Source organism: Streptomyces sp. NPDC018019 (assembly GCF_044327805.1).
Classification (GTDB): Bacteria; Actinomycetota; Actinomycetes; order Streptomycetales; family Streptomycetaceae; genus Streptomyces.
In genome coordinates, this window is the sequence record NZ_JBIRGD010000010.1 from 81,005 (window position 1) to 97,795 (window position 16,791).

The window sequence follows — 16,791 nt, forward strand, 5'->3', positions numbered from 1 at the left end:
CCGTACGTCCCCCTACCGCTTTCCCCCGCGCCGCCGCATCAGCTCCGGGAGCGGCCAGCGGCGGTGTACCGCGAACGCCAGCCCGCCGAGCAGGACCAGGGCCCCACCGGTGATCGCCAGGGCGGTCCAGACGCCGCCGGACCCGCCGGCCGGGTCCTCCAGTCCGGCCCGCGCCTTGTCCCCGGCCAGCTCGGCGCCCGCCCGCGCGTCGCCCTCCTCGCTCCTGGGCCCGACCAGGCGGCCGACCGGCTCGACCTTGTCCGCCGCCGCGAAGCCCCAGTCGAAGAGCTTGGCCGTCTCCTTGTACGCCTCGTTGTGTTCCTTCTTCTCCGGGTTCATGACCGTGACGAGCAGCTTGCGCTCGCCGCGCTGCGCGACGCCGGTGAAGGTCGAGCCCGCGTTGGTGGTGGAGCCGTTCTTCACCCCCGCGATGCCCGGGTACGGCTTGACGTCGTAGTCCCCGCTGAGCAGCCGGTTCGTGTTCTGGATGCCGAACGTCCCGCGCTTGCCGTCCTTGACCTCGCCCGGGAACTGCGCGCTGACCGTGGAGCAGTACTCCCGGAAGTCCGCGTTCTGCAGGCCCGCGCGGGCGAACAGGCTCAGGTCGTACGCGCTGGAGACCTGCCCCGGCGCGTCGTAGCCGTCCGGCGTCACCACGTGGGTGTCCGTCGCGTTCAGCGCCTCGGCCTGCTTCTGCATCTCCTGGACGGTCTTGGCCGTACCGCCGTTCATCGCGGAAAGGGTGTGCACCGCGTCGTTCCCCGAACGCAGAAAGACCCCCAGCCAGAGGTCATGGACCGTGTAACTCAGGTTCTCCTTTATCCCCACCAGGCTGCTGCCCTCGCCCATGCCCGCCAGGTCGGCCGGCTTGACCGTGTGCTTCTGGGTCTTGGGAAACTTCGGCAGCACCGTGTCGGCGAACAGCATCTTCAGCGTGCTGGCCGGCGGCAGCTGCCAGTGCGCGTTGTGCGCGGCCAGCACCTTGCCGCTCTCGGCGTCCGAGACGATCCAGGAACGCGCCGTGATGCCGTCCGGCAGCTTGGGCGCCCCCGGCTTGGGCTGCACCTGCGTACCGGCCTGGCCGAGCCGGTCGCCCCCCACCTTCGACATCTCGGCGGGCGGCGCCGGGACCTGCGGCGCGCTCTGCCCGCCCTTGCCGTCCTTCTTCTTCTCGTCCGCGTGCGCGGGGGCGGCGAGCAGCAGCGGCGGCAGCAGTACGGCGGTGCCGGCCAGGGCGGCGGCCGTACGGGTGAGCGCGGTCCGAGCGGCGACGTGACGGGCGGCATCGCGCCGGGCGGCACCGCGCCGGGCGGTGGGCACGGCACCCGGCGCGTGCGCGGCCTCCGGGGCGTGCGCGGGGACGGCCCCGGACGCGTCCCCGGACGCCGCGGCGGTCGGATGATCGGCAGGAGTGGTCGGCACGTCGGTGAACGTACCCGTCGGCGCGGGCGGTCCGGACACCGCCCCACGGAAGAGTGCCCCGGCCGACCGCCGGATGGAGCCGCTGCCCATACTGGATTCCATGAAGCTCTCTCGCCCCGTCTCCTGGTTCCTGCTCGCGTTCGGGGTATGGAGCTGGTTCATCTGGATCACTTTCGCCAAAAACCTGTGGAAGGACGGGAGCGGCCTCGCCTTCGACGACGCGGGTGACCCGACCGCTTACTTCTGGGTACATCTCGCGCTCGCGGTGACGTCCTTTCTCTTGGGGACGGCAATCGGCCTGATCGGGTTCCGCGGCGTCCGCGCCCTCCGCAAGTCCGCCTCCTGACCCCGCCCCACCAGGCCCTGGTCCTCCGCCGCCAGTGCGTCATCTCACACCCTCGCCCCCATCGTCACCCGCCCCCGCGCGACCCCTACCGCCCGGACGCCCCCTCTGAAACCGGGAGGTGTGAAGAAGCGGGTGGGTGACTTTTCCGCCGGGCGACAGGGAAAATTCCGCGGTCGTTCAGCCGTGCGGTGAGGCCGTCTTACGATCTTGCGTTTGCGTCCCTCAACTCCCTAGCATTGACTGTCTTTACGTTGCTCTTATCGCGTGATCCCAACGGTGCGGCGCGACGGGGACGAGCGGGACATACGGGGCGAACGGGGAGTAGCTGTGGGTGAGCAGTACAAGGTAGACCTGCACGAACTGGACAACGTCGTACGGCAGCTCAAGAGGCTGCAGGCCGATATGGACGAGCCGAGTCAGAAGGTCAAGTACAGCACGACCATTCCGAAGTCGGCCTTCGGGAGCAACTTCCTCGAAGCCTCCGAACTCTCCACCGCGCACGACGACATGCAGGGCTACATGGCGCAGACCGTCAAGGCGCTCCAGGACCTGATCCGCGACTTCGGCGACAAGACCGAGCGCAGCAGAGGGGCGTACGAGGACCAGGAGCACGACACCAAGGTCTCGATGAACGGCTGAGACGCTCCTGCGGGGCGGGAAGGCGGCGCCGGTGTTCGGACCGGGGCGCCGCCGCGGTGGTGAGTGAGCGATGACGACGAAGGGGGGCCGGTGTGGTTGACGCCCGGCAGGAGTACGAGAGCGCCAAGGCGATGGACCGGCAGCGGAAGGCCGAGGACCGGGATGAGCGGCTGAAGTCGTTCAAGAACCACCGGGTCGTCCCCGCCTCCGCCTCCGACTTCCATCACCACGGGATCGACGCGCTGCGCGCGATGATCGAGAACGCCGATCCGGATGCGATCGAGACGTCCGGCAAGCACTGGCGGGCCTCCGCCGACCGGCTGGCCGGCGAGGACGGCCGGGGCGGTATCCGCAAGGCGTTCATGGACGCCGTCGACCATGCCACGGCCCACTGGGAAGGCAAGGCCGCCGACGCGTTCCGGCGCGAGGCGCGGCAGGTGCTGGAGAAGATCGACCGGACCTACGGGCACTCCCGCAACGTGGAGCAGACCCTGATCGGCACCCGCGCGACGGGTGAGCAGGCCGGTGTCGCCCACAACCTCCGTGAGGCGAAGAAGGCCATGTCGAAGATCAAGGACCCGGGGTTCTGGGACAAGGTGGGGGACGAGAAGGGCGACGACTCCCAGTTCCACAAGGACATGGCCAACCCGAAGATGGACGCCAGGATGGCGCTCGAACTCAACCGGGACAATCTGTCCCTGAGCAAGGAGCGCCAGGTCGAGGCGGTCATCGTCATGGAGGAGCTGGCCGCCAACTACCGGGCGCGCAACGACTTCTCCCCCGGCCAGCCCACCCCGCCGGGCAGCGGCGACTGGCCGACGCCGCCCGTCCAGACGACACCGCCGCCACCGGTGAACATGCCGACGCCGGGCGGCACGCGGCCGCGGCCGACCGCGGTGACTCCCCGCGCGCCACGGGTCCCGGGAGGCTCGGCCGTACCCCCGGGGCTGCGCGGTCCGAACGTGAAGCCGTCCGCGACGCCGCCGGTGCGCACGGGCCTGGCCGGCATGCAGAAGGGCATGCCGGGCCTGGGCGGCCCGAGCCTGCTCGGCCGGCCCGGTGGCGGCAACGGCATCAGCGGCGGTGGCACGCCGAACGAGCAGCCGCAGGCCGGCATCCCGGGCCTGCCCGGGGGTATGCCTCCCGGCCTCGGTACTCCGGGCCCGCGGGGCGCCGGACGCACCGGCAGGCCGGCCGGAGGGACGGCGGGCGGCCCCGGCGGCAAGGGCGGCGGGCGCTCCGGTGTGCCCGGCATGCCCGGTGGCGGCACGGGCGGTGGCGCCGGTGCCGGCCGTGGCGGCGCGGTGAAGGGCGGCGCGCAGGCCCGTACGCCGGGTGGAGTCGTCGGCAAGCCGGGCGGCCCCTCGGGCGGCTCGAAGCAGGGCGGGTCCGGACTGCACCGCAGCCGGGGCGGCACCCAGGCCGGCCGTCCCGACCAGCGCGGCAAGGGCGCGGGGATGCCCGGGATGCCGGGTGCCCGCGGCAAGGGCGAGGACAAGGAGCGCACCGCCGGCAAGCGGCCCGACTACCTCGTCGAGGACGAGGAGACCTGGACGCCGCAACGTAATGTGGCGCCACGCGTGATCGAGTAGAACCTGGCTCACGGGCCCGTGCCACGGATGGCCGCCCCGCCTCCCGGCGGAGCGGCCATCCGCACGGCGCCGGACCGCACGGAACGCACACGAGGAGCGAAGCATGAGGGTCACCCGAACCCTGCGCGCCGGTACGGGCGTGGCGCTGACCGGAGCGCTGCTCCTGGCTGCGGGCGGCACGGCGCAGGCGGACGAGGTCCGCAGCAAGCAGTGGCCGCTGGAGGCGTTCGGCGCCAAGGACATCTGGAAGCAGGCCACGGGCAAGGGTGTCACGGTCGCCCTGATCGAGAACGGGGTCCGCACCAGCCACCAGGACCTCGTCGGGCAGTTCGTGCCCGGCAAGGACTTCTCCCGGGGCGCGGACGGCTCCGCGGCGCTCCAGCCGGGCCAGGACATCCGCGACCACGGGACGGCCATGGCCGGGATCATCGCGGGGCACGGTCACGGTCCGGGCGGGGCCCAGGGGATCAAGGGCCTGGCGCCGGGGGCGAAGATCATGCCGCTGTCCGCGTACAAGAAGGAGTCGGAGGCGACCCGGTACGCCGCCGACCACGGCGCCGACGTCATCAACATGTCCTACGGCGTCACCCGCGACGCGGACACCTGCGAATCCATCCGCTACGCGCTGGACAAGGGCGTCATCGTCGTCGCCGGTGTCGGCAACGAAGGCAGTTCCAAGAAGAATTACCCGGCGGCCTGCCCCGGTGTCATCGGCGTCGGCGCGGTGAACGAGTACGGGGAAGCCTGGTCCCGCAGCAATTACAACGACACGGTGGATCTGCTCGCCCCCGGAGAGAAAATCCCCTTCGCGCAGGGCAAGAGCGACTCTGCGTACACCACCAGTGACGGCACTTCGCCGGCCGCCGCATATGTGTCCGCCGCCGCGGCCCTCCTGCGTGAGAAGTTCCCGGACCTCACCCCCGGACAGATCGCCAACCGCCTGGTGAGGACGGCGGGCCTGGCCAAGCCGGAAAAGGCGAAGAACCTGAAGCTGCCCGACGCGCATTACGGATACGGCTTCATCCAGCCCGCCGCGGCCCTGTCCCGCGACATTCCCGCCGGCCCCGCCCAGGGGCCGCTGGCGATGCCGCAGGGCAAGGCGGCGCAGCCGGCCGCCGACCCCGGCGAGGGGCAGCAGTCCGCCTCTTCCGCGAACACGAGCAAGTGGCTGGTCATCGGTGGCGGCGTGCTGGCCGCCGTCGTGGCGGCCGGAGCCGTCGTCGCCGTGGTGGTCTCCCGCCGCCGTGGCCGGGCGAACTCCCGGGCGTGGAGCTGACCCCGCCCCCGGAGAAGGCGGAAAAAATCGAGCGACGCCCCACCGCCGCACCTGTTAGTTTCCCCAACCATGGATCCATTGGCTGAAAAAGACATACGCGCCTCCTTCGTGAATTGCTCGAAGGGGGAGGCGAGCCGGATCAATCTGCCGGTGGGGCTTGGCGCGTTGCCCTGGGGGGATCTGGACTTTTTGGGGTGGCGGGATCCCGGGGCGTTGGACCGGAGTTATCTGGTGGTGCCTCGGGACGGGGGGATCGTCGGGGTGACGTTGCGGGTGCCGCAGGGGGTGCGGCGGAGTTTCACCAAGACGACCGTGTGTTCGTTGTGTGTGACGGGGCACCACGGGTCGGGGGTGAATCTGCTCGCCGCGCGCAAGGCCGGTGCCCTGGGGCGGCAGGGCAATACCGTCGGGACGTATATCTGCGCCGACCTGGCGTGCTCGCTCTATGTGCGGGGGAAGAAGAAGCCGGAGCTTGCCGGGCAGTACGAGGAGACCTTGCCGGTGGAGGACCGTATCGCACGGCTGGTCCTGAATCTGGACGCGTTCGTGGACCGGGTTTTCGAGGCGGAGTGAGGGAGCCGGGGGAGCCGGAACCGGGGCCGCCGCCGCCCCGGCGGCCGGCCGCACCGGGCTGGTGCGGCCCGGTCCCGGGTCCAGTGGTCAAGGCTGCTGGAAGTTCACTTCGGGGTGGGCGGGCGTCGGGCCGTCGAGCAGGGGCTGCCGGACGCCGCGCAGGTGCTGGTCGAAGAAGGCTCCCACGTAGGCGCGGGTGATCTCGTTGCCGCGCAGGCCGGGGATCGTCGCCGTGGGGTCGGGGCGGCCCGCCTGCTGGGACAGGGCCGGGACGTCGGTGAACGTGAAGTGGCCGGCGCCGGCCACGGTCAGCCAGCGCTTCCAGCCGTCCAGGTGGGCCCAGGAGCGGTCCCACGTGTCGTCCGCGCCGGGGCGGTGGCCGTCCTGCGTGCCGAGCAGCAGGAACGGGCGCCCGTTGACGCCCTGTTCCGGCACGGGGGTGTAGAAGGTGCCGTCCAGATCGGCCCCGGCCCGTATCCGGCGGTCCACCGTCATCGCGGAGCCCGCCGCGGCGCCCCCGATGGAGTGGCCCGCCATGCCGATGCGCCGCGGATCGATGAGGCCGGAGCGCTTCCAGGCCGGGTGGCGGCCGTCCAGCAGGCGGTCGAGGAGGAAGCCGACGTCCTTGGCACGGGTGCCGGGGACGCCGGCCAGCAGGGCCCACTTCGCGGCGTCGTCCGGCTGCGCGTCCAGTTTCCGGCAGGCGGTGCAGGGGAGGGTGCGTCCGCCGGGGAAGGTCGTGTCGGTCTCGTAGGCGTGGTCGACCAGGGCCACGACGTACCCGCGGCTGGTCAGTTCCTCGGCGAGGGTGCTGATCGTGGCACGGTTCATGGCGAAACCGGGGGAGAGGACGACCAAGGGGTGCCTGCCGCCCACGGGGCGCGCGCCGTCGCGGGTGTTCGTACGGACGCCGCTGAGCAGCCCGGGCGGTACGCCCTCACCGGCCGGGCCCTGGCGCTCCAGGAATCGCCGGGCCTCCTCCGTGCTCATGTACGCGGCCGGGCGGCCGGTTCCGGGACGGGCCGGGTAGTACATGGACACCATCAGCTCCCGCCCCTCGGCGGACGGCTCCCAGGGGTCCTTGCGGCCGTGGTCGACGAGGTGGAGGGTGTCCCGGCCGATCGCGTACGGGCCGGTGGGGCGGGGGAGGTGGAGCCGTACGGCGGGCGCGGCCGCCGCGTCGGCCCGCACGGCGGCCGCGGGGGCGCCGGGCCCGGCGGCGAAGGCGCTGCCCGCCGAGGCGAGCGGTATCGGCAGGGTGAGGGCGAGCAGCGCGGCCACGGCGCCGCGGGATATGCGGATCATGGGCCTACCGTACGAGGCGCGTGGCGGCCGGCTCGGTGCGGGAGGCTGCCACCCGGCGGCATCACTCCTGGTCGGAGGCGGTCCGGCCGGAGCGGGTACGGGAGGCGGGCCGGGCCGCGGCACCGGCGGCGGCCGGGAAGACGAACTCGCTCAGTACGTCGGTGACTTCGCGTACCAGCGGGCGCAGCACCCGGAACCGGGACGCGGCGACCGCGCGCGCGACCAGGGGAGAGGTCCGCTCGACCAGGCGGCGGCTGCGTTCGCAGTTCTCCGAGCGGTCGTGCACCCAGTACAGGACCAGGCCCATCTGCTGGAGCCACAGCAACTGAGGCAACTTGTCGGCCAGCTCCGGGGCGGCCTTGGTGTCCGCGCCGGCCAGCACCTGCCGGTGCAGCGCGATGGCGGCCTCCCGCGGCCCCTCGGAGGCGTCGGAGAACGGGCTGAGCGGGCTGTCCGGGTCGGCCGCGTTCTTGAAGAACTGGGCGGCGAACCGGTGGTACGGCGCGGCGACGTCCAGCCAGGTCAGCAGGACGCCGCGCAGCCGCCCCGCCAGGTCCCGCTCCCGCGCGAGGACGTCCGTGACCGCCGCCGCGTGCTCGGCGGCGATGCGGTCGTAGAAGCCCTGGACCAGGTGCTCCTTGCTCGCGAAGTAGTAGTACGCGTTGCCGACCGAGACGCCCGCCTCCTGGGCGATGGCCCGCATCGTGGTCTTGTCGTAGCCGCGGTCCTGGAAGAGGCGGAGAGCGGTTTCGAGGATCAGGGTGCGGGTGCGCGAGCCCTGCGAGGTGTGTTCGCGGGCGGGCTCCGCCGCGCGGGCGTCCGCCGCGCCCCGGCCCGCGCCGCCGTCCCCCGTACCGTCGCCCGTCACGCCCCGCGCCCCGTCCGCATCCGCCCTTGTCGCTTCGTCCACGGCACCGACCCTAATGCGGTGCCCCACCCGGCCCCGGTCCCCACCCCCGCCGCGTCGCCCGGGCGCGGCGGGTACCACCCTCAGAGCGCGTGCGCGGCCAGGAACTCCAGGATCAGGTCCTGCCACTCCTCCGGCCGTTCGGCCATCGGTACGTGCCCCGTCGCGATCTCCGCGTACTCGGCCCCCGGTATGTGTTCGGCCAGGTAGCGCGAGTGGGACCGGTGGATCAGCTGGTCCAGCGTGGTCGCGATGACCAGCGTCGGTACGGCGATCCCGGCCAGGTCGCCGGTGGTGTCCACCTCCTTGACCAGCGCGGCCTGCTCCGCCGAACCGGCGGGCGGGCCGTCGGGACGGTCGTCGAGGACGGCGGCCAGCTCGGCGGGCGGCAGGGCGTTCAGCGCTTCCGGGGAGAACCCGCTGAGCGCCCGGACCTGCGCGAAGGCCGTGTAGTCGCCGCGGTCCAGCAGGCGCAGCCACAGGTCGAGCCAGAGGCGCGCGCGGCGGTCGGGCCGGGCGAGCCCGGCGGTCAGCACGAGGCCGCGTACCCGCTCCGGGTGGCGGGCGGCGGCCCGTACGGACACCGCCGTCCCCAGGGAGAAGCCGATCAGGGTGAAGGTCTCGACGCCCGCCGCGACGGCCCGCTCCACCAGGGCGTCGGCGAGTGCGTCCAGCTCCAGCGGACCGCCGGCGCGCGGGGTACGGCCGGAGCCGGGGTAGTCGGGCGCGACGACGGTGTGGCCGGTGGCCGCGAGCGCGGGGATGAGCGCGCCGTAGTTGTCGGCGATGCTGCCGGTGGCGCCGTGCGCGAGCAGGATGCCGTGGGCGGAGCCGGTGCCGGGCCCGGCGGGCGTGACGGTGGTGGACAGGGCGGGAAGGCGCGGTGCGACCGCGGGAATCTGCGTCATGCGCCACAGGTTGACCTTTGACATCGGTGTGAAGGTCAAGTCGGGCCGGTCGGGCCGGCCGAGGCGTCGGAGGAGGCAGCTGATGGGGTGGTCGGCGGGGGAGTGTCCGGTGGAGACGGCCGTGGGGGTCCGTACGCCTCGTACGACAGCGGAGGCGACCGACGCCCACACCCCCATGCGCATAGGCGAACTCGCCGAACGCACCGGAGTCAGCCCCCGCTCGCTGCGCTACTACGAGCAGCAGGGCCTGCTGCGCGCCGACCGGGACGCCAACGGTTACCGCCGCTACGGCCCCGACGCGCCGGCCACCGTCGCCCGCATCCGCGAGCTGCTCGACACGGGCCTGAGCACCGACACCATCCGGGAGCTGCTGCCCTGCGCCCAGGGCGGCCCCGGGCTGGTGTTCTGCGATTTCTCGTGCAGTGTGGTCGAGCGGCAGATGGCGCAGCTGGACGCGGAGATCGCCGAACTTGCCCGTAAACGGGAGGCGTTGGCGACCTATGCGCACGTCATGCGGCAACGGCGGGACCAGGACCGGGCGTTGGCCGCGATGGCGCTGCGCTCGGCGCGCCGCGGAGCCGCCCGGACGTGACCGACGCGCCCCGACGGCCTCCCAGCGCACCGCCCTGACCTGCACAGATGTTTTCTCATTCGTTTTTCATTGAACGAAGTTGGCTGCTGCGGCGTGTACGGGTTGCGCAAAGCGGGGCGTGGGCCGATCCTCGGGTGCACCGCCGTTCGGGGGAACGGCGGGACGGCCACAGCATCGGGGGATTGTTGTGTTACGTGTGCATTTCACGGCGGAGGATCTGAGCCGTACGCGGATCGCCGAGGGGGCCGACCCCCTATGGGAGACCGTACTGAGCCTGCACCGCCTGCGGGAAAGCCGTACCGAACCGGCCCTGGCGCCCTGGCGGCAGCATGCCGCGCGGCACGGCCCCGGGCCCCTGCGGATGCTGCTGCCGCTCGTCCCGCCGCGCGGCTACTTCCCCGACTTCCTCACACCGGCGGCCGGTGCGGCCGGCGTGGAGCCGGGCCTCGAAGCGGTCATGACGACACCCCGGCGGCGGCTGCGTACGGAGATCGCCCTGCTGGCCGGGCAGGCACAGCGCCCGGGGCACGGCCAGCACGCCGCCCCGCCCTCCTGGATGCGCTCCCTCGCGGACGGTGAACCGGCCGCGCTGCGCACCCTCGCCCGCAGCCTGCGCACGTACCACCACACCGCCCTCGGCCCCGCCTGGCCGCTGATCGGGCAGCGCGTCGAGGCCGACCGCACGCTGCGGCAGCACGCGCTGCGCCAGGACGGCGCCGAGGCCCTGCTGCGGACCTTCGGGCCCGCGATGCGCTGGCGGCGGCCCGTCCTGGAGGTCGGCTACCCGCGGGACGGGGAGCTGCGCCTGGAGGGGCGCGGCCTGCTGCTCGTGCCGTCGTACTTCTGCACCCGTCCCGTCACCTTCGTGGACACGGAGCTGCCGCCGGTGCTCGTCTACCCCGCGGCGCCGCCGGAACGGGCGGCGGTGACGGCCGGGCGGACCGGGGCCGGACACGCCGAAGGGCTCCGCCTCCGTACGTACGGGAGCGGAGCCCTTCGCGGCTTCCAGACCCGGTTCGGGTCGCTGACCGGAACCAGGTTCTAAGGCACCTCGGGATCAGAAGCGACGCGTGATCAGCGCGCGCTTGACCTCCTGGATCGCCTTGGTGACCTCGATACCGCGCGGGCAGGCGTCCGTGCAGTTGAAGGTCGTACGGCAGCGCCAGACGCCGTCCTTGTCGTTGAGGATTTCGAGCCGCTGCTCGCCGCCCTCGTCACGGCTGTCGAAGATGAAGCGGTGCGCGTTGACGATCGCCGCCGGGCCGAAGTACTGGCCGTCGTTCCAGAACACCGGGCACGAGGACGTGCACGCGGCGCACAGGATGCACTTGGTGGTGTCGTCGAAGCGCTCGCGGTCCTCGGCGGACTGCAGGCGCTCGCGCGTCGGCTCGTTGCCGGTGGTGATCAGGAACGGCATCACGTCCCGGTACGCCTGGAAGAACGGCTCCATGTCCACCACGAGGTCCTTGAGGACCGTCAGGCCCTTGATGGCCTCGACCGTGATGGGCTTCTCCGGGTTGATGTCCTTCAGCAGCGTCTTGCACGCCAGGCGGTTCTTGCCGTTGATCCGCATCGCGTCGGAGCCGCAGATGCCGTGCGCGCACGAACGCCGGAAGGTCAGCGTGCCGTCCTGCTCCCACTTGACCTTGTGGAGGGCGTCCAGGACGCGCTCCTTCGGGTCCATCTCCAGCTGGAAGTCCTGCCAGGTGGCGTCCTCGGAGACCTCCGGGTTGAACCGGCGGATCCGCAGCGTGATGGTGATCGTGTGCGAGGCGCCGTCCTCGGCCGCGTCCAGGGCCTTGGAGTGCTTTTCGAGGGTGGAGGTGCTCATCAGTACTTACGCTCCATCGGCTGGTAGCGGGTCTGGACGACCGGCTTGTAGTCGAGGCGGATCGACTCCGAGCCGTCTGCCGCCACCTCGCGGTACGCCATGGTGTGCCGCATGAAGTTGACGTCGTCGCGGTTGGGGTAGTCCTCGCGGTAGTGACCGCCGCGGGACTCCTTGCGGGCCAGCGCGGACACCGCCATGACCTCGGCCAGGTCGAGCAGGTTGCCCAGCTCGACGGCCTCCAGCAGGTCGGTGTTGAACCGCTTGCCCTTGTCCTGGATGGACACGTTCAGGTAGCGCTCGCGCAGCTCGCCGATCTTCTCGACCGCGGTCTTGATCGTCTGCTCGGTGCGGAACACCATCACGTTGGCGTCCATGGTCTCCTGGAGCTCCTTGCGGATCTCGGTGACCCGCTCGGTTCCCGTGGCCGAGCGCAGCCGCTCGACCTGCTCCTGGACCATCTTCGCCGGGTCCTCCGGCAGCTCGACGAAGTCCGCGGTGGCCGCGTACTCCGCCGCCGCGATGCCCGCCCGGCGGCCGAAGACGTTGATGTCCAGCAGCGAGTTGGTGCCCAGGCGGTTGGCGCCGTGCACGGACACGCAGGCGACCTCGCCGGCGGCGTACAGGCCCGGCACGACGGTGGTGTTGTCGGCCAGCACCTCGCCCTCGACGTTGGTCGGGATGCCGCCCATCGCGTAGTGCGCGGTCGGCTGGATCGGGATCGGGTCCGTGTAGGGCTCGATGCCGAGGTAGGTCCGCGCGAACTCGGTGATGTCCGGCAGCTTGGCGTCCAGCTGCTCCGGCGGCAGGTGGGTCAGGTCCAGGTAGACGTGGTCGCCCTCGGGACCGCAGCCGCGGCCCTCGCGGATCTCCGTGTAGATGGAGCGGGAGACGACGTCACGGGACGCGAGGTCCTTCATGACCGGCGCGTACTTCTCCATGAAGCGCTCGCCGTCCTTGTTGCGGAGGATGCCGCCCTCACCACGGGCGCCCTCCGTCAGCAGGATGCCCATGCGCCAGATGCCGGTCGGGTGGAACTGGAAGAACTCCATGTCCTCCAGCGGCAGCCCGCGGCGGTACGCGGCTGCCTGGCCGTCACCGGTCAGGGTGTGCGCGTTGGAGGTCACCTTGAAGAACTTGCCGGTGCCGCCGGAGGCGAAGATCACGGCCTTCGCCTGGAAGACGTGGATCTCGCCGGTGGCCAGCTCGTAGGCGACCACACCGGCCGACTTCTTGACCCCGTCGACCTCGCTGAGCAGCAGGTCCAGGACGTAGAACTCGTTGAAGAACTCCACGCCCTCCTTGACGCAGTTCTGGTACAGCGTCTGGAGGATCATGTGGCCGGTGCGGTCCGAGGCGTAGCAGGACCGGCGGACCGGGGCCTCACCGTGGTTGCGGGAGTGGCCGCCGAAGCGGCGCTGGTCGATGGTGCCGTCCGGGGTGCGGTTGAACGGCAGGCCCATCCGCTCCAGGTCCAGGACCGAGTCGATGGCCTCCTTCGCCAGGATCTCGGCGGCGTCCTGGTCGACCAGGTAGTCGCCGCCCTTGATCGTGTCGAAGGTGTGCCACTCCCAGTTGTCCTCCTCGACGTTGGCGAGGGCGGCGGCCATGCCGCCCTGGGCCGCGCCGGTGTGGGAGCGGGTGGGGTACAGCTTCGTCAGGACCGCGGTGCGGCTGCGCTTGGTGGCCTCGATGGCCGCGCGCATGCCCGCGCCACCGGCGCCGACGATGACCGTGTCGTACTTGTGGATCTTCATGAGTCGGTTACCTCAGCCCCGTGGCCTAGCGGATGTTCGGGTCGAAGGTGAAGATCACCAGCGTGCCCAGAAGGACGGTGAAGACCGTCGCGGTGTACAGCAGCATCTTCAGCCAGAAGCGGGTGTTGTCCCGCTGCGCGTAGTCGTTGATGACCGTGCGCAGGCCGTTGGCGCCGTGCAGCATCGCCAGCCACAGCATCACCAGGTCCCAGACCTGCCAGAACGGCGAGGCCCAGCGGCCCGCCACGAAGGCGAAGCCGATCTTGGAGACACCGCCGTCCAGCACGAGCTGGAGCAGCAGGTGGCCGAGGACCAGGACGACCAGCACGATGCCGGACAGCCGCATGAACAGCCAGCCGTACATCTCGAAGTTCGTACGGGTCGTCTTGGGCGTCTTCTTCGTACGCTTGCGGGGCGGCTCGATCACGGGAGCCGGGTTGTCCACGTCGTACAGGGACACGGAGTCGTTCACAGCAGGAGTCGTTTCAGCAGACATCGCGCGTCATCAGCTCCCGAACAGGGTGCGCAGGGTGTGCTGCAGCACCGGGTAGAAGGCGCCGGCCATCAGGACGGCCCACACGCCGACAACGGTCCACAGCATCTGCTTCTGGTACTTCGGTCCCTTGGACCAGAAGTCCACGGCGATCACGCGGAGGCCGTTGAGCGCGTGGAAGAGGATGGCGGCGACGAGGCCGTATTCCATCACGTTGACGAGTGGCGTCTTGTACGTGGCAACGACGTCGTCATAGGCCTCGGGGGAGACGCGGACGAGTGCGGTGTCGAGGACGTGCACGAACAGGAAGAAGAAAATGAGGACGCCGGTGACTCGGTGAGCCACCCAGGACCACATGCCTTCCCGGCCGCGGTACAGCGTTCCAGCCGGCACGGAAAAACCCTCCGGGAGCGGGGATTGGGGCCTGCCGGCTTCTCTGTCGGTCTGGCCCGGCCGGGTACGGTCCACCGGCCCCGGCCATCGTAGCGACGGACTGTCGGTTCCTCCCGCCGGGGTCCGCAGGTGTGATCAAACAGGCACGTACGGGCTATCCCCCGGGGGCGGGCCGGCCCTGTACACGGGGCGGGGGAACAGGGTAGGAGCGGTCCGGACGGCCGGGGCCGTTCAGGCCCGGGAGGCCGTGAGGTGGGCCAGCCGGCCGCGGGCGATCCGGCGCAGCTCCTCCGCGGCGATGGCCCGCTCGTCCTCGGGCTCGTTGCCGAGCCGGTCGTGGATCGCGGTGAGCACCGCGTTCAGCACCTCGGCGTCGCGGAAGCCGTCCAGGCAGATCACGAAGGCGTGCCGGAACTGGCGCTCGTACTCGGCGTGCGCGGCGCGCAGCGCGGTGTGCGCCGCGAGCGTGCCCGGCCCGCGCGCGCCGACCAGCGGCCGCGGCGAGACGGATTCCCCGGCCAGCGCCTCGTCCAGGTCGTCCGCCGTCAGGTCGTAGCTCGCCTCGTCGGCGGCGGCCAGCAGGGCGTCCAGATCGGGGTACGGGCGGTGCGCGGCCAGGCGTCGGGCCCAGCGGCGGCTGCCGCAGCAGTGCAGCAGAGCGGCTTCGGCGGTGGCCGGTGGCGCGGCGTTCAGCCGGTCGAGGCCGGCCGTACGGGGCCGGGCGGCGGCGCCGGGAGGCGGTGGGAGCGCGGGTGGGAACTTCTGGGAGGGTGTGGCGGGCCGGGGAGTGCGCAGCGGTGTCGGCGGGGCGGCCGGGCCGTCGCTGGGCTGCATGGGCTCCTCGGGTCGCAGAACGCCGGATCAGGGCGGCCGGAGCGGGTGGCCGCGACGGATGCGCGGGGCCGTGGGCTCCGGGAGGGGTGAGCGGGTGAGACGCCACCGTAACGACGTCTGTCGATCACTGTCCGACGGATGCACGAATTTCACCCGGATGAGAGAGCTTTCGCGCGCGTAGTAGACGGAAATGACTGTCACCTGGCAATACCTTCGCCCCGGAAAGGGAGGTTTTGCGTATATGAGGACCGGAAAACTCGCCACAACGATCACGGCAGGGGTGACGGCCGCCCTCACGGCGCTGGCCGTCGCGGGCTGCTCGGACGGCGGCACCCCGCGGCAGGGCGACCGCCGTACCCCCTCCGCCGCCCCCACGCCCACCTGGGACCCGGTGCCGGGACCGCCGCGCACCGTGCCGGCCGTCCAGAAGTTCCAGGCGGCCGACGGGCGCGGCTGGCGGCCCACCGAGCAGGCCCGCGTCGTGGTGCCCGCGGGCGAGCAGAGCCCGGTCGCGGACGAGGCCCGGCGGTTCGCCCGGGAACTCGGCCTGCGGACGGTCTGGGGCCGGCAGGCCGTCCGGCCCGGCGACGTCGAGCTGCGGCTGTCCGGCGGCCGGGACGCCGCCCGGCGCGCGGACAACGCCCCGGTCCACGACACCGCCGAGGAGGCGTACACCCTCACCGCGCGCGGCACCCGCCTCACCCTCACCGCCCCCACCGACGCCGGTGTCTTCAACGGCACCCGTACCGTCCTGCAGTCCGTACGGGCCTCCGGCGGCGTCCCCGAAGGCACCGTCGAGGACCGGCCCGACCGGGCCCAGCGCGGCTTCGTGCTGGACATCGCGCGCAAGCACTTCGACGCGCAGTGGATCGAGGACCGCATCCGCGACCTGGCCGGCCTCAAGCTCAACCAGCTCCAGCTGCACTTCTCCGACGACCAGGGCTTCCGGATCGAGAGCGAGCGGCACCCCGAGATCGTCTCCAAGGACCACCTCACCAAGGACCAGGTGCGCCACCTCGTCGACGTCGCCCGCGGCCTGCACGTCACCGTCATCCCGGAGATCGACTCGCCGGGCCACCTCGGGGCCGTGCTGCGCGCCCACCCGGACCTCCAGCTGCGCTCCGCCGACGGGCGCGCCCAGAACGGCGCGATGGACATCTCCAAGCCGGGGGCCGCCGAGATCGTGGACGACCTGCTGCGCGAGTTCGCCCCGCTCTTCCCCGGCAGGCACTGGCATCTCGGCGGCGACGAGTACCGCGCGCTCGCCGACCGGGCGCCCGCCGAGAACTACCCGCAGCTCGCCGAGGCCGCCCGGGAGAAGTACGGGGACGGCGCCACCATCGAGGACCTGGCCACCGGCTGGCTCAACGACCGGGACAAGACCGTGCGCGCGGCCGGCGCCCGGCAGGTCGAGGCGTGGAACGACGGCTACTTCCCCGATACGGACGTCGAGCCGGACCCCCGGCGCACCGTCGCCTACTGGACGGGCAAGGAGATCGGCGCCCGGGAGCCGCGGGAGTACCTGCGGGAGAACCGCAAGGTGATCAACCTCAACGACGAGTACCTCTACTACGTGCTCGGCGAGCCCAACAACATGCCGTATCCGACCGGCGAGCGGATCTACACCCAGTGGACCCCCGGAGTGCTGCGCGGCACCGAGCCCGTACCGGAATCGGAGTCCGGGCCCGACCGGGTGCCCGGCGCGCGCCTGGCGGTCTGGTGCGACATGGCCGGGGAGCAGACGCAGGAGCAGGTCGCCGACGGCATCCGGATGCCGCTGCGCGCGCTGGCGCAGAAGGTCTGGGACCGCCGCAAGCCGGCCCTGTCCTGGGAGGACTTCAAGAAGCTGGCCAACCAGGTCTGAGCGGCCAAGGCCGGCTGCGGCGAGGAGGGGGACGACCGGGGCCGCCACCCCCCACAGGAGAG

At 71.8% G+C, this 16,791-nt stretch carries 17 protein-coding genes; 8 read left to right on the plus strand and 9 right to left on the minus strand.

Annotated features, from left to right (window positions below):
- Positions 1-12: 12 nt before the first annotated feature.
- The gene (locus ACH4FX_RS18495; RefSeq protein WP_398480150.1) at positions 13-1,524 is read right to left on the minus strand and encodes a D-alanyl-D-alanine carboxypeptidase family protein; all 1,512 of its coding nucleotides are present in this window, start codon (positions 1,522-1,524) and stop codon (positions 13-15) included.
- Between ACH4FX_RS18495 and ACH4FX_RS18500 the strand changes: the two genes are divergently transcribed.
- The 5 genes from ACH4FX_RS18500 (at position 1,523) to ACH4FX_RS18520 (ending at position 5,848) form a co-directional block, all read left to right on the plus strand.
- Positions 1,523-1,768, plus strand: coding sequence for an SCO4848 family membrane protein (locus ACH4FX_RS18500; protein WP_398480152.1), 246 nt, complete (start codon positions 1,523-1,525; stop codon positions 1,766-1,768). The genes ACH4FX_RS18495 and ACH4FX_RS18500 overlap by 2 nt on opposite strands.
- A 327-nt stretch (positions 1,769-2,095) precedes the next feature.
- Positions 2,096-2,407, plus strand: a complete 312-nt coding sequence (locus ACH4FX_RS18505; protein WP_398480154.1) for a hypothetical protein — start codon at positions 2,096-2,098, stop codon at positions 2,405-2,407.
- A 92-nt stretch (positions 2,408-2,499) separates the two neighbouring features.
- Positions 2,500-3,999: a hypothetical protein gene (locus ACH4FX_RS18510; protein ID WP_398480156.1), complete on the plus strand. Its 1,500-nt coding sequence runs from the start codon at positions 2,500-2,502 to the stop codon at positions 3,997-3,999.
- A 103-nt stretch (positions 4,000-4,102) separates the two neighbouring features.
- Positions 4,103-5,275 (plus strand): S8 family peptidase, encoded by a 1,173-nt coding sequence (locus tag ACH4FX_RS18515; RefSeq protein ID WP_398480158.1) that lies wholly within the window; start codon positions 4,103-4,105, stop codon positions 5,273-5,275.
- Positions 5,276-5,344: 69 nt separating this feature from the next.
- On the plus strand, positions 5,345-5,848 hold the full coding sequence (locus tag ACH4FX_RS18520) for an FBP domain-containing protein (protein ID WP_398480160.1): 504 nt from the start codon (positions 5,345-5,347) through the stop codon (positions 5,846-5,848).
- Between the two features lie 87 nt (positions 5,849-5,935).
- Here the strand turns inward: ACH4FX_RS18520 and ACH4FX_RS18525 are convergent, their stop codons facing one another.
- The 3 genes from ACH4FX_RS18525 to ACH4FX_RS18535 form a co-directional block, all read right to left on the minus strand.
- The gene (locus ACH4FX_RS18525) at positions 5,936-7,153 is read right to left on the minus strand and encodes an alpha/beta hydrolase family protein (protein ID WP_398480161.1); all 1,218 of its coding nucleotides are present in this window, start codon (positions 7,151-7,153) and stop codon (positions 5,936-5,938) included.
- 61 nt (positions 7,154-7,214) lie between these two features.
- Positions 7,215-8,063 carry a TetR/AcrR family transcriptional regulator gene (locus ACH4FX_RS18530; protein WP_398480163.1) on the minus strand — a complete coding sequence of 283 codons (849 nt, stop codon included), beginning with the start codon at positions 8,061-8,063 and terminating at the stop codon, positions 7,215-7,217.
- An 80-nt stretch (positions 8,064-8,143) separates the two neighbouring features.
- Positions 8,144-8,968: an alpha/beta fold hydrolase gene (locus ACH4FX_RS18535; protein ID WP_398480165.1), complete on the minus strand. Its 825-nt coding sequence runs from the start codon at positions 8,966-8,968 to the stop codon at positions 8,144-8,146.
- 109 nt (positions 8,969-9,077) lie between these two features.
- On the opposite strand from ACH4FX_RS18535, the gene ACH4FX_RS18540 reads away from it, so the two are divergent.
- Positions 9,078-9,560, plus strand: a complete 483-nt coding sequence (locus ACH4FX_RS18540) for a MerR family transcriptional regulator (RefSeq protein ID WP_398480167.1) — start codon at positions 9,078-9,080, stop codon at positions 9,558-9,560.
- A gap of 196 nt (positions 9,561-9,756) precedes the next feature.
- Complete coding sequence (locus ACH4FX_RS18545; RefSeq protein ID WP_398480169.1) at positions 9,757-10,605, plus strand: hypothetical protein; 849 nt, start codon at positions 9,757-9,759, stop codon at positions 10,603-10,605.
- A gap of 12 nt (positions 10,606-10,617) precedes the next feature.
- On the opposite strand, the gene ACH4FX_RS18550 is transcribed toward ACH4FX_RS18545, so the two are convergent.
- The 5 genes from ACH4FX_RS18550 to ACH4FX_RS18570 all read right to left on the minus strand — a co-directional run bounded on the left by ACH4FX_RS18550 (position 10,618) and on the right by ACH4FX_RS18570 (position 14,865).
- Entirely contained in the window at positions 10,618-11,391 is a 774-nt protein-coding gene (locus tag ACH4FX_RS18550) for a succinate dehydrogenase iron-sulfur subunit (RefSeq protein WP_030373203.1), read from the minus strand.
- The gene (sdhA, locus tag ACH4FX_RS18555; RefSeq protein ID WP_398480171.1) at positions 11,391-13,145 is read right to left on the minus strand and encodes a succinate dehydrogenase flavoprotein subunit; all 1,755 of its coding nucleotides are present in this window, start codon (positions 13,143-13,145) and stop codon (positions 11,391-11,393) included. Before sdhA ends, ACH4FX_RS18550 begins: the two co-directional genes overlap by 1 nt.
- Before the next feature lie 25 nt (positions 13,146-13,170).
- A complete protein-coding gene (locus tag ACH4FX_RS18560; RefSeq protein ID WP_030181769.1) occupies positions 13,171-13,641 on the minus strand; it encodes a succinate dehydrogenase hydrophobic membrane anchor subunit in 471 nt (156 codons plus the stop codon).
- Between the two features lie 9 nt (positions 13,642-13,650).
- The gene (gene sdhC / locus ACH4FX_RS18565) at positions 13,651-14,031 is read right to left on the minus strand and encodes a succinate dehydrogenase, cytochrome b556 subunit (protein WP_398480173.1); all 381 of its coding nucleotides are present in this window, start codon (positions 14,029-14,031) and stop codon (positions 13,651-13,653) included.
- 231 nt (positions 14,032-14,262) lie between these two features.
- Complete coding sequence (locus ACH4FX_RS18570) at positions 14,263-14,865, minus strand: 2-oxo-4-hydroxy-4-carboxy-5-ureidoimidazoline decarboxylase (protein WP_398480175.1); 603 nt, start codon at positions 14,863-14,865, stop codon at positions 14,263-14,265.
- Between the two features lie 241 nt (positions 14,866-15,106).
- On the opposite strand from ACH4FX_RS18570, the gene ACH4FX_RS18575 reads away from it, so the two are divergent.
- Entirely contained in the window at positions 15,107-16,729 is a 1,623-nt protein-coding gene (locus ACH4FX_RS18575; RefSeq protein ID WP_398480176.1) for a glycoside hydrolase family 20 protein, read from the plus strand.
- Positions 16,730-16,791: the final 62 nt, after the last annotated feature.

Excerpts from the sequence above, each read along its gene's own strand:
- ACH4FX_RS18500 (WP_398480152.1), top strand. The coding sequence starts at position 1,523 with ATGAAGCTCTCTCGCCCCGTCTCCTGGTTCCTGCTCGCGTTCGGGGTA.
- ACH4FX_RS18525 (WP_398480161.1), bottom strand. The coding sequence starts at position 7,153 with ATGATCCGCATATCCCGCGGCGCCGTGGCCGCGCTGCTCGCCCTCACC.
- ACH4FX_RS18515 (WP_398480158.1), top strand. The coding sequence starts at position 4,103 with ATGAGGGTCACCCGAACCCTGCGCGCCGGTACGGGCGTGGCGCTGACC.
- ACH4FX_RS18550 (WP_030373203.1), bottom strand. The coding sequence starts at position 11,391 with ATGAGCACCTCCACCCTCGAAAAGCACTCCAAGGCCCTGGACGCGGCC.
- ACH4FX_RS18535 (WP_398480165.1), bottom strand. The coding sequence starts at position 8,968 with ATGACGCAGATTCCCGCGGTCGCACCGCGCCTTCCCGCCCTGTCCACC.
- ACH4FX_RS18520 (WP_398480160.1), top strand. The coding sequence starts at position 5,345 with ATGGATCCATTGGCTGAAAAAGACATACGCGCCTCCTTCGTGAATTGC.
- ACH4FX_RS18575 (WP_398480176.1), top strand. The coding sequence starts at position 15,107 with ATGAGGACCGGAAAACTCGCCACAACGATCACGGCAGGGGTGACGGCC.
- ACH4FX_RS18495 (WP_398480150.1), bottom strand. The coding sequence starts at position 1,524 with ATGGAATCCAGTATGGGCAGCGGCTCCATCCGGCGGTCGGCCGGGGCA.
- ACH4FX_RS18560 (WP_030181769.1), bottom strand. The coding sequence starts at position 13,641 with ATGTCTGCTGAAACGACTCCTGCTGTGAACGACTCCGTGTCCCTGTAC.
- ACH4FX_RS18570 (WP_398480175.1), bottom strand. The coding sequence starts at position 14,865 with ATGCAGCCCAGCGACGGCCCGGCCGCCCCGCCGACACCGCTGCGCACT.
- sdhA (WP_398480171.1), bottom strand. The coding sequence starts at position 13,145 with ATGAAGATCCACAAGTACGACACGGTCATCGTCGGCGCCGGTGGCGCG.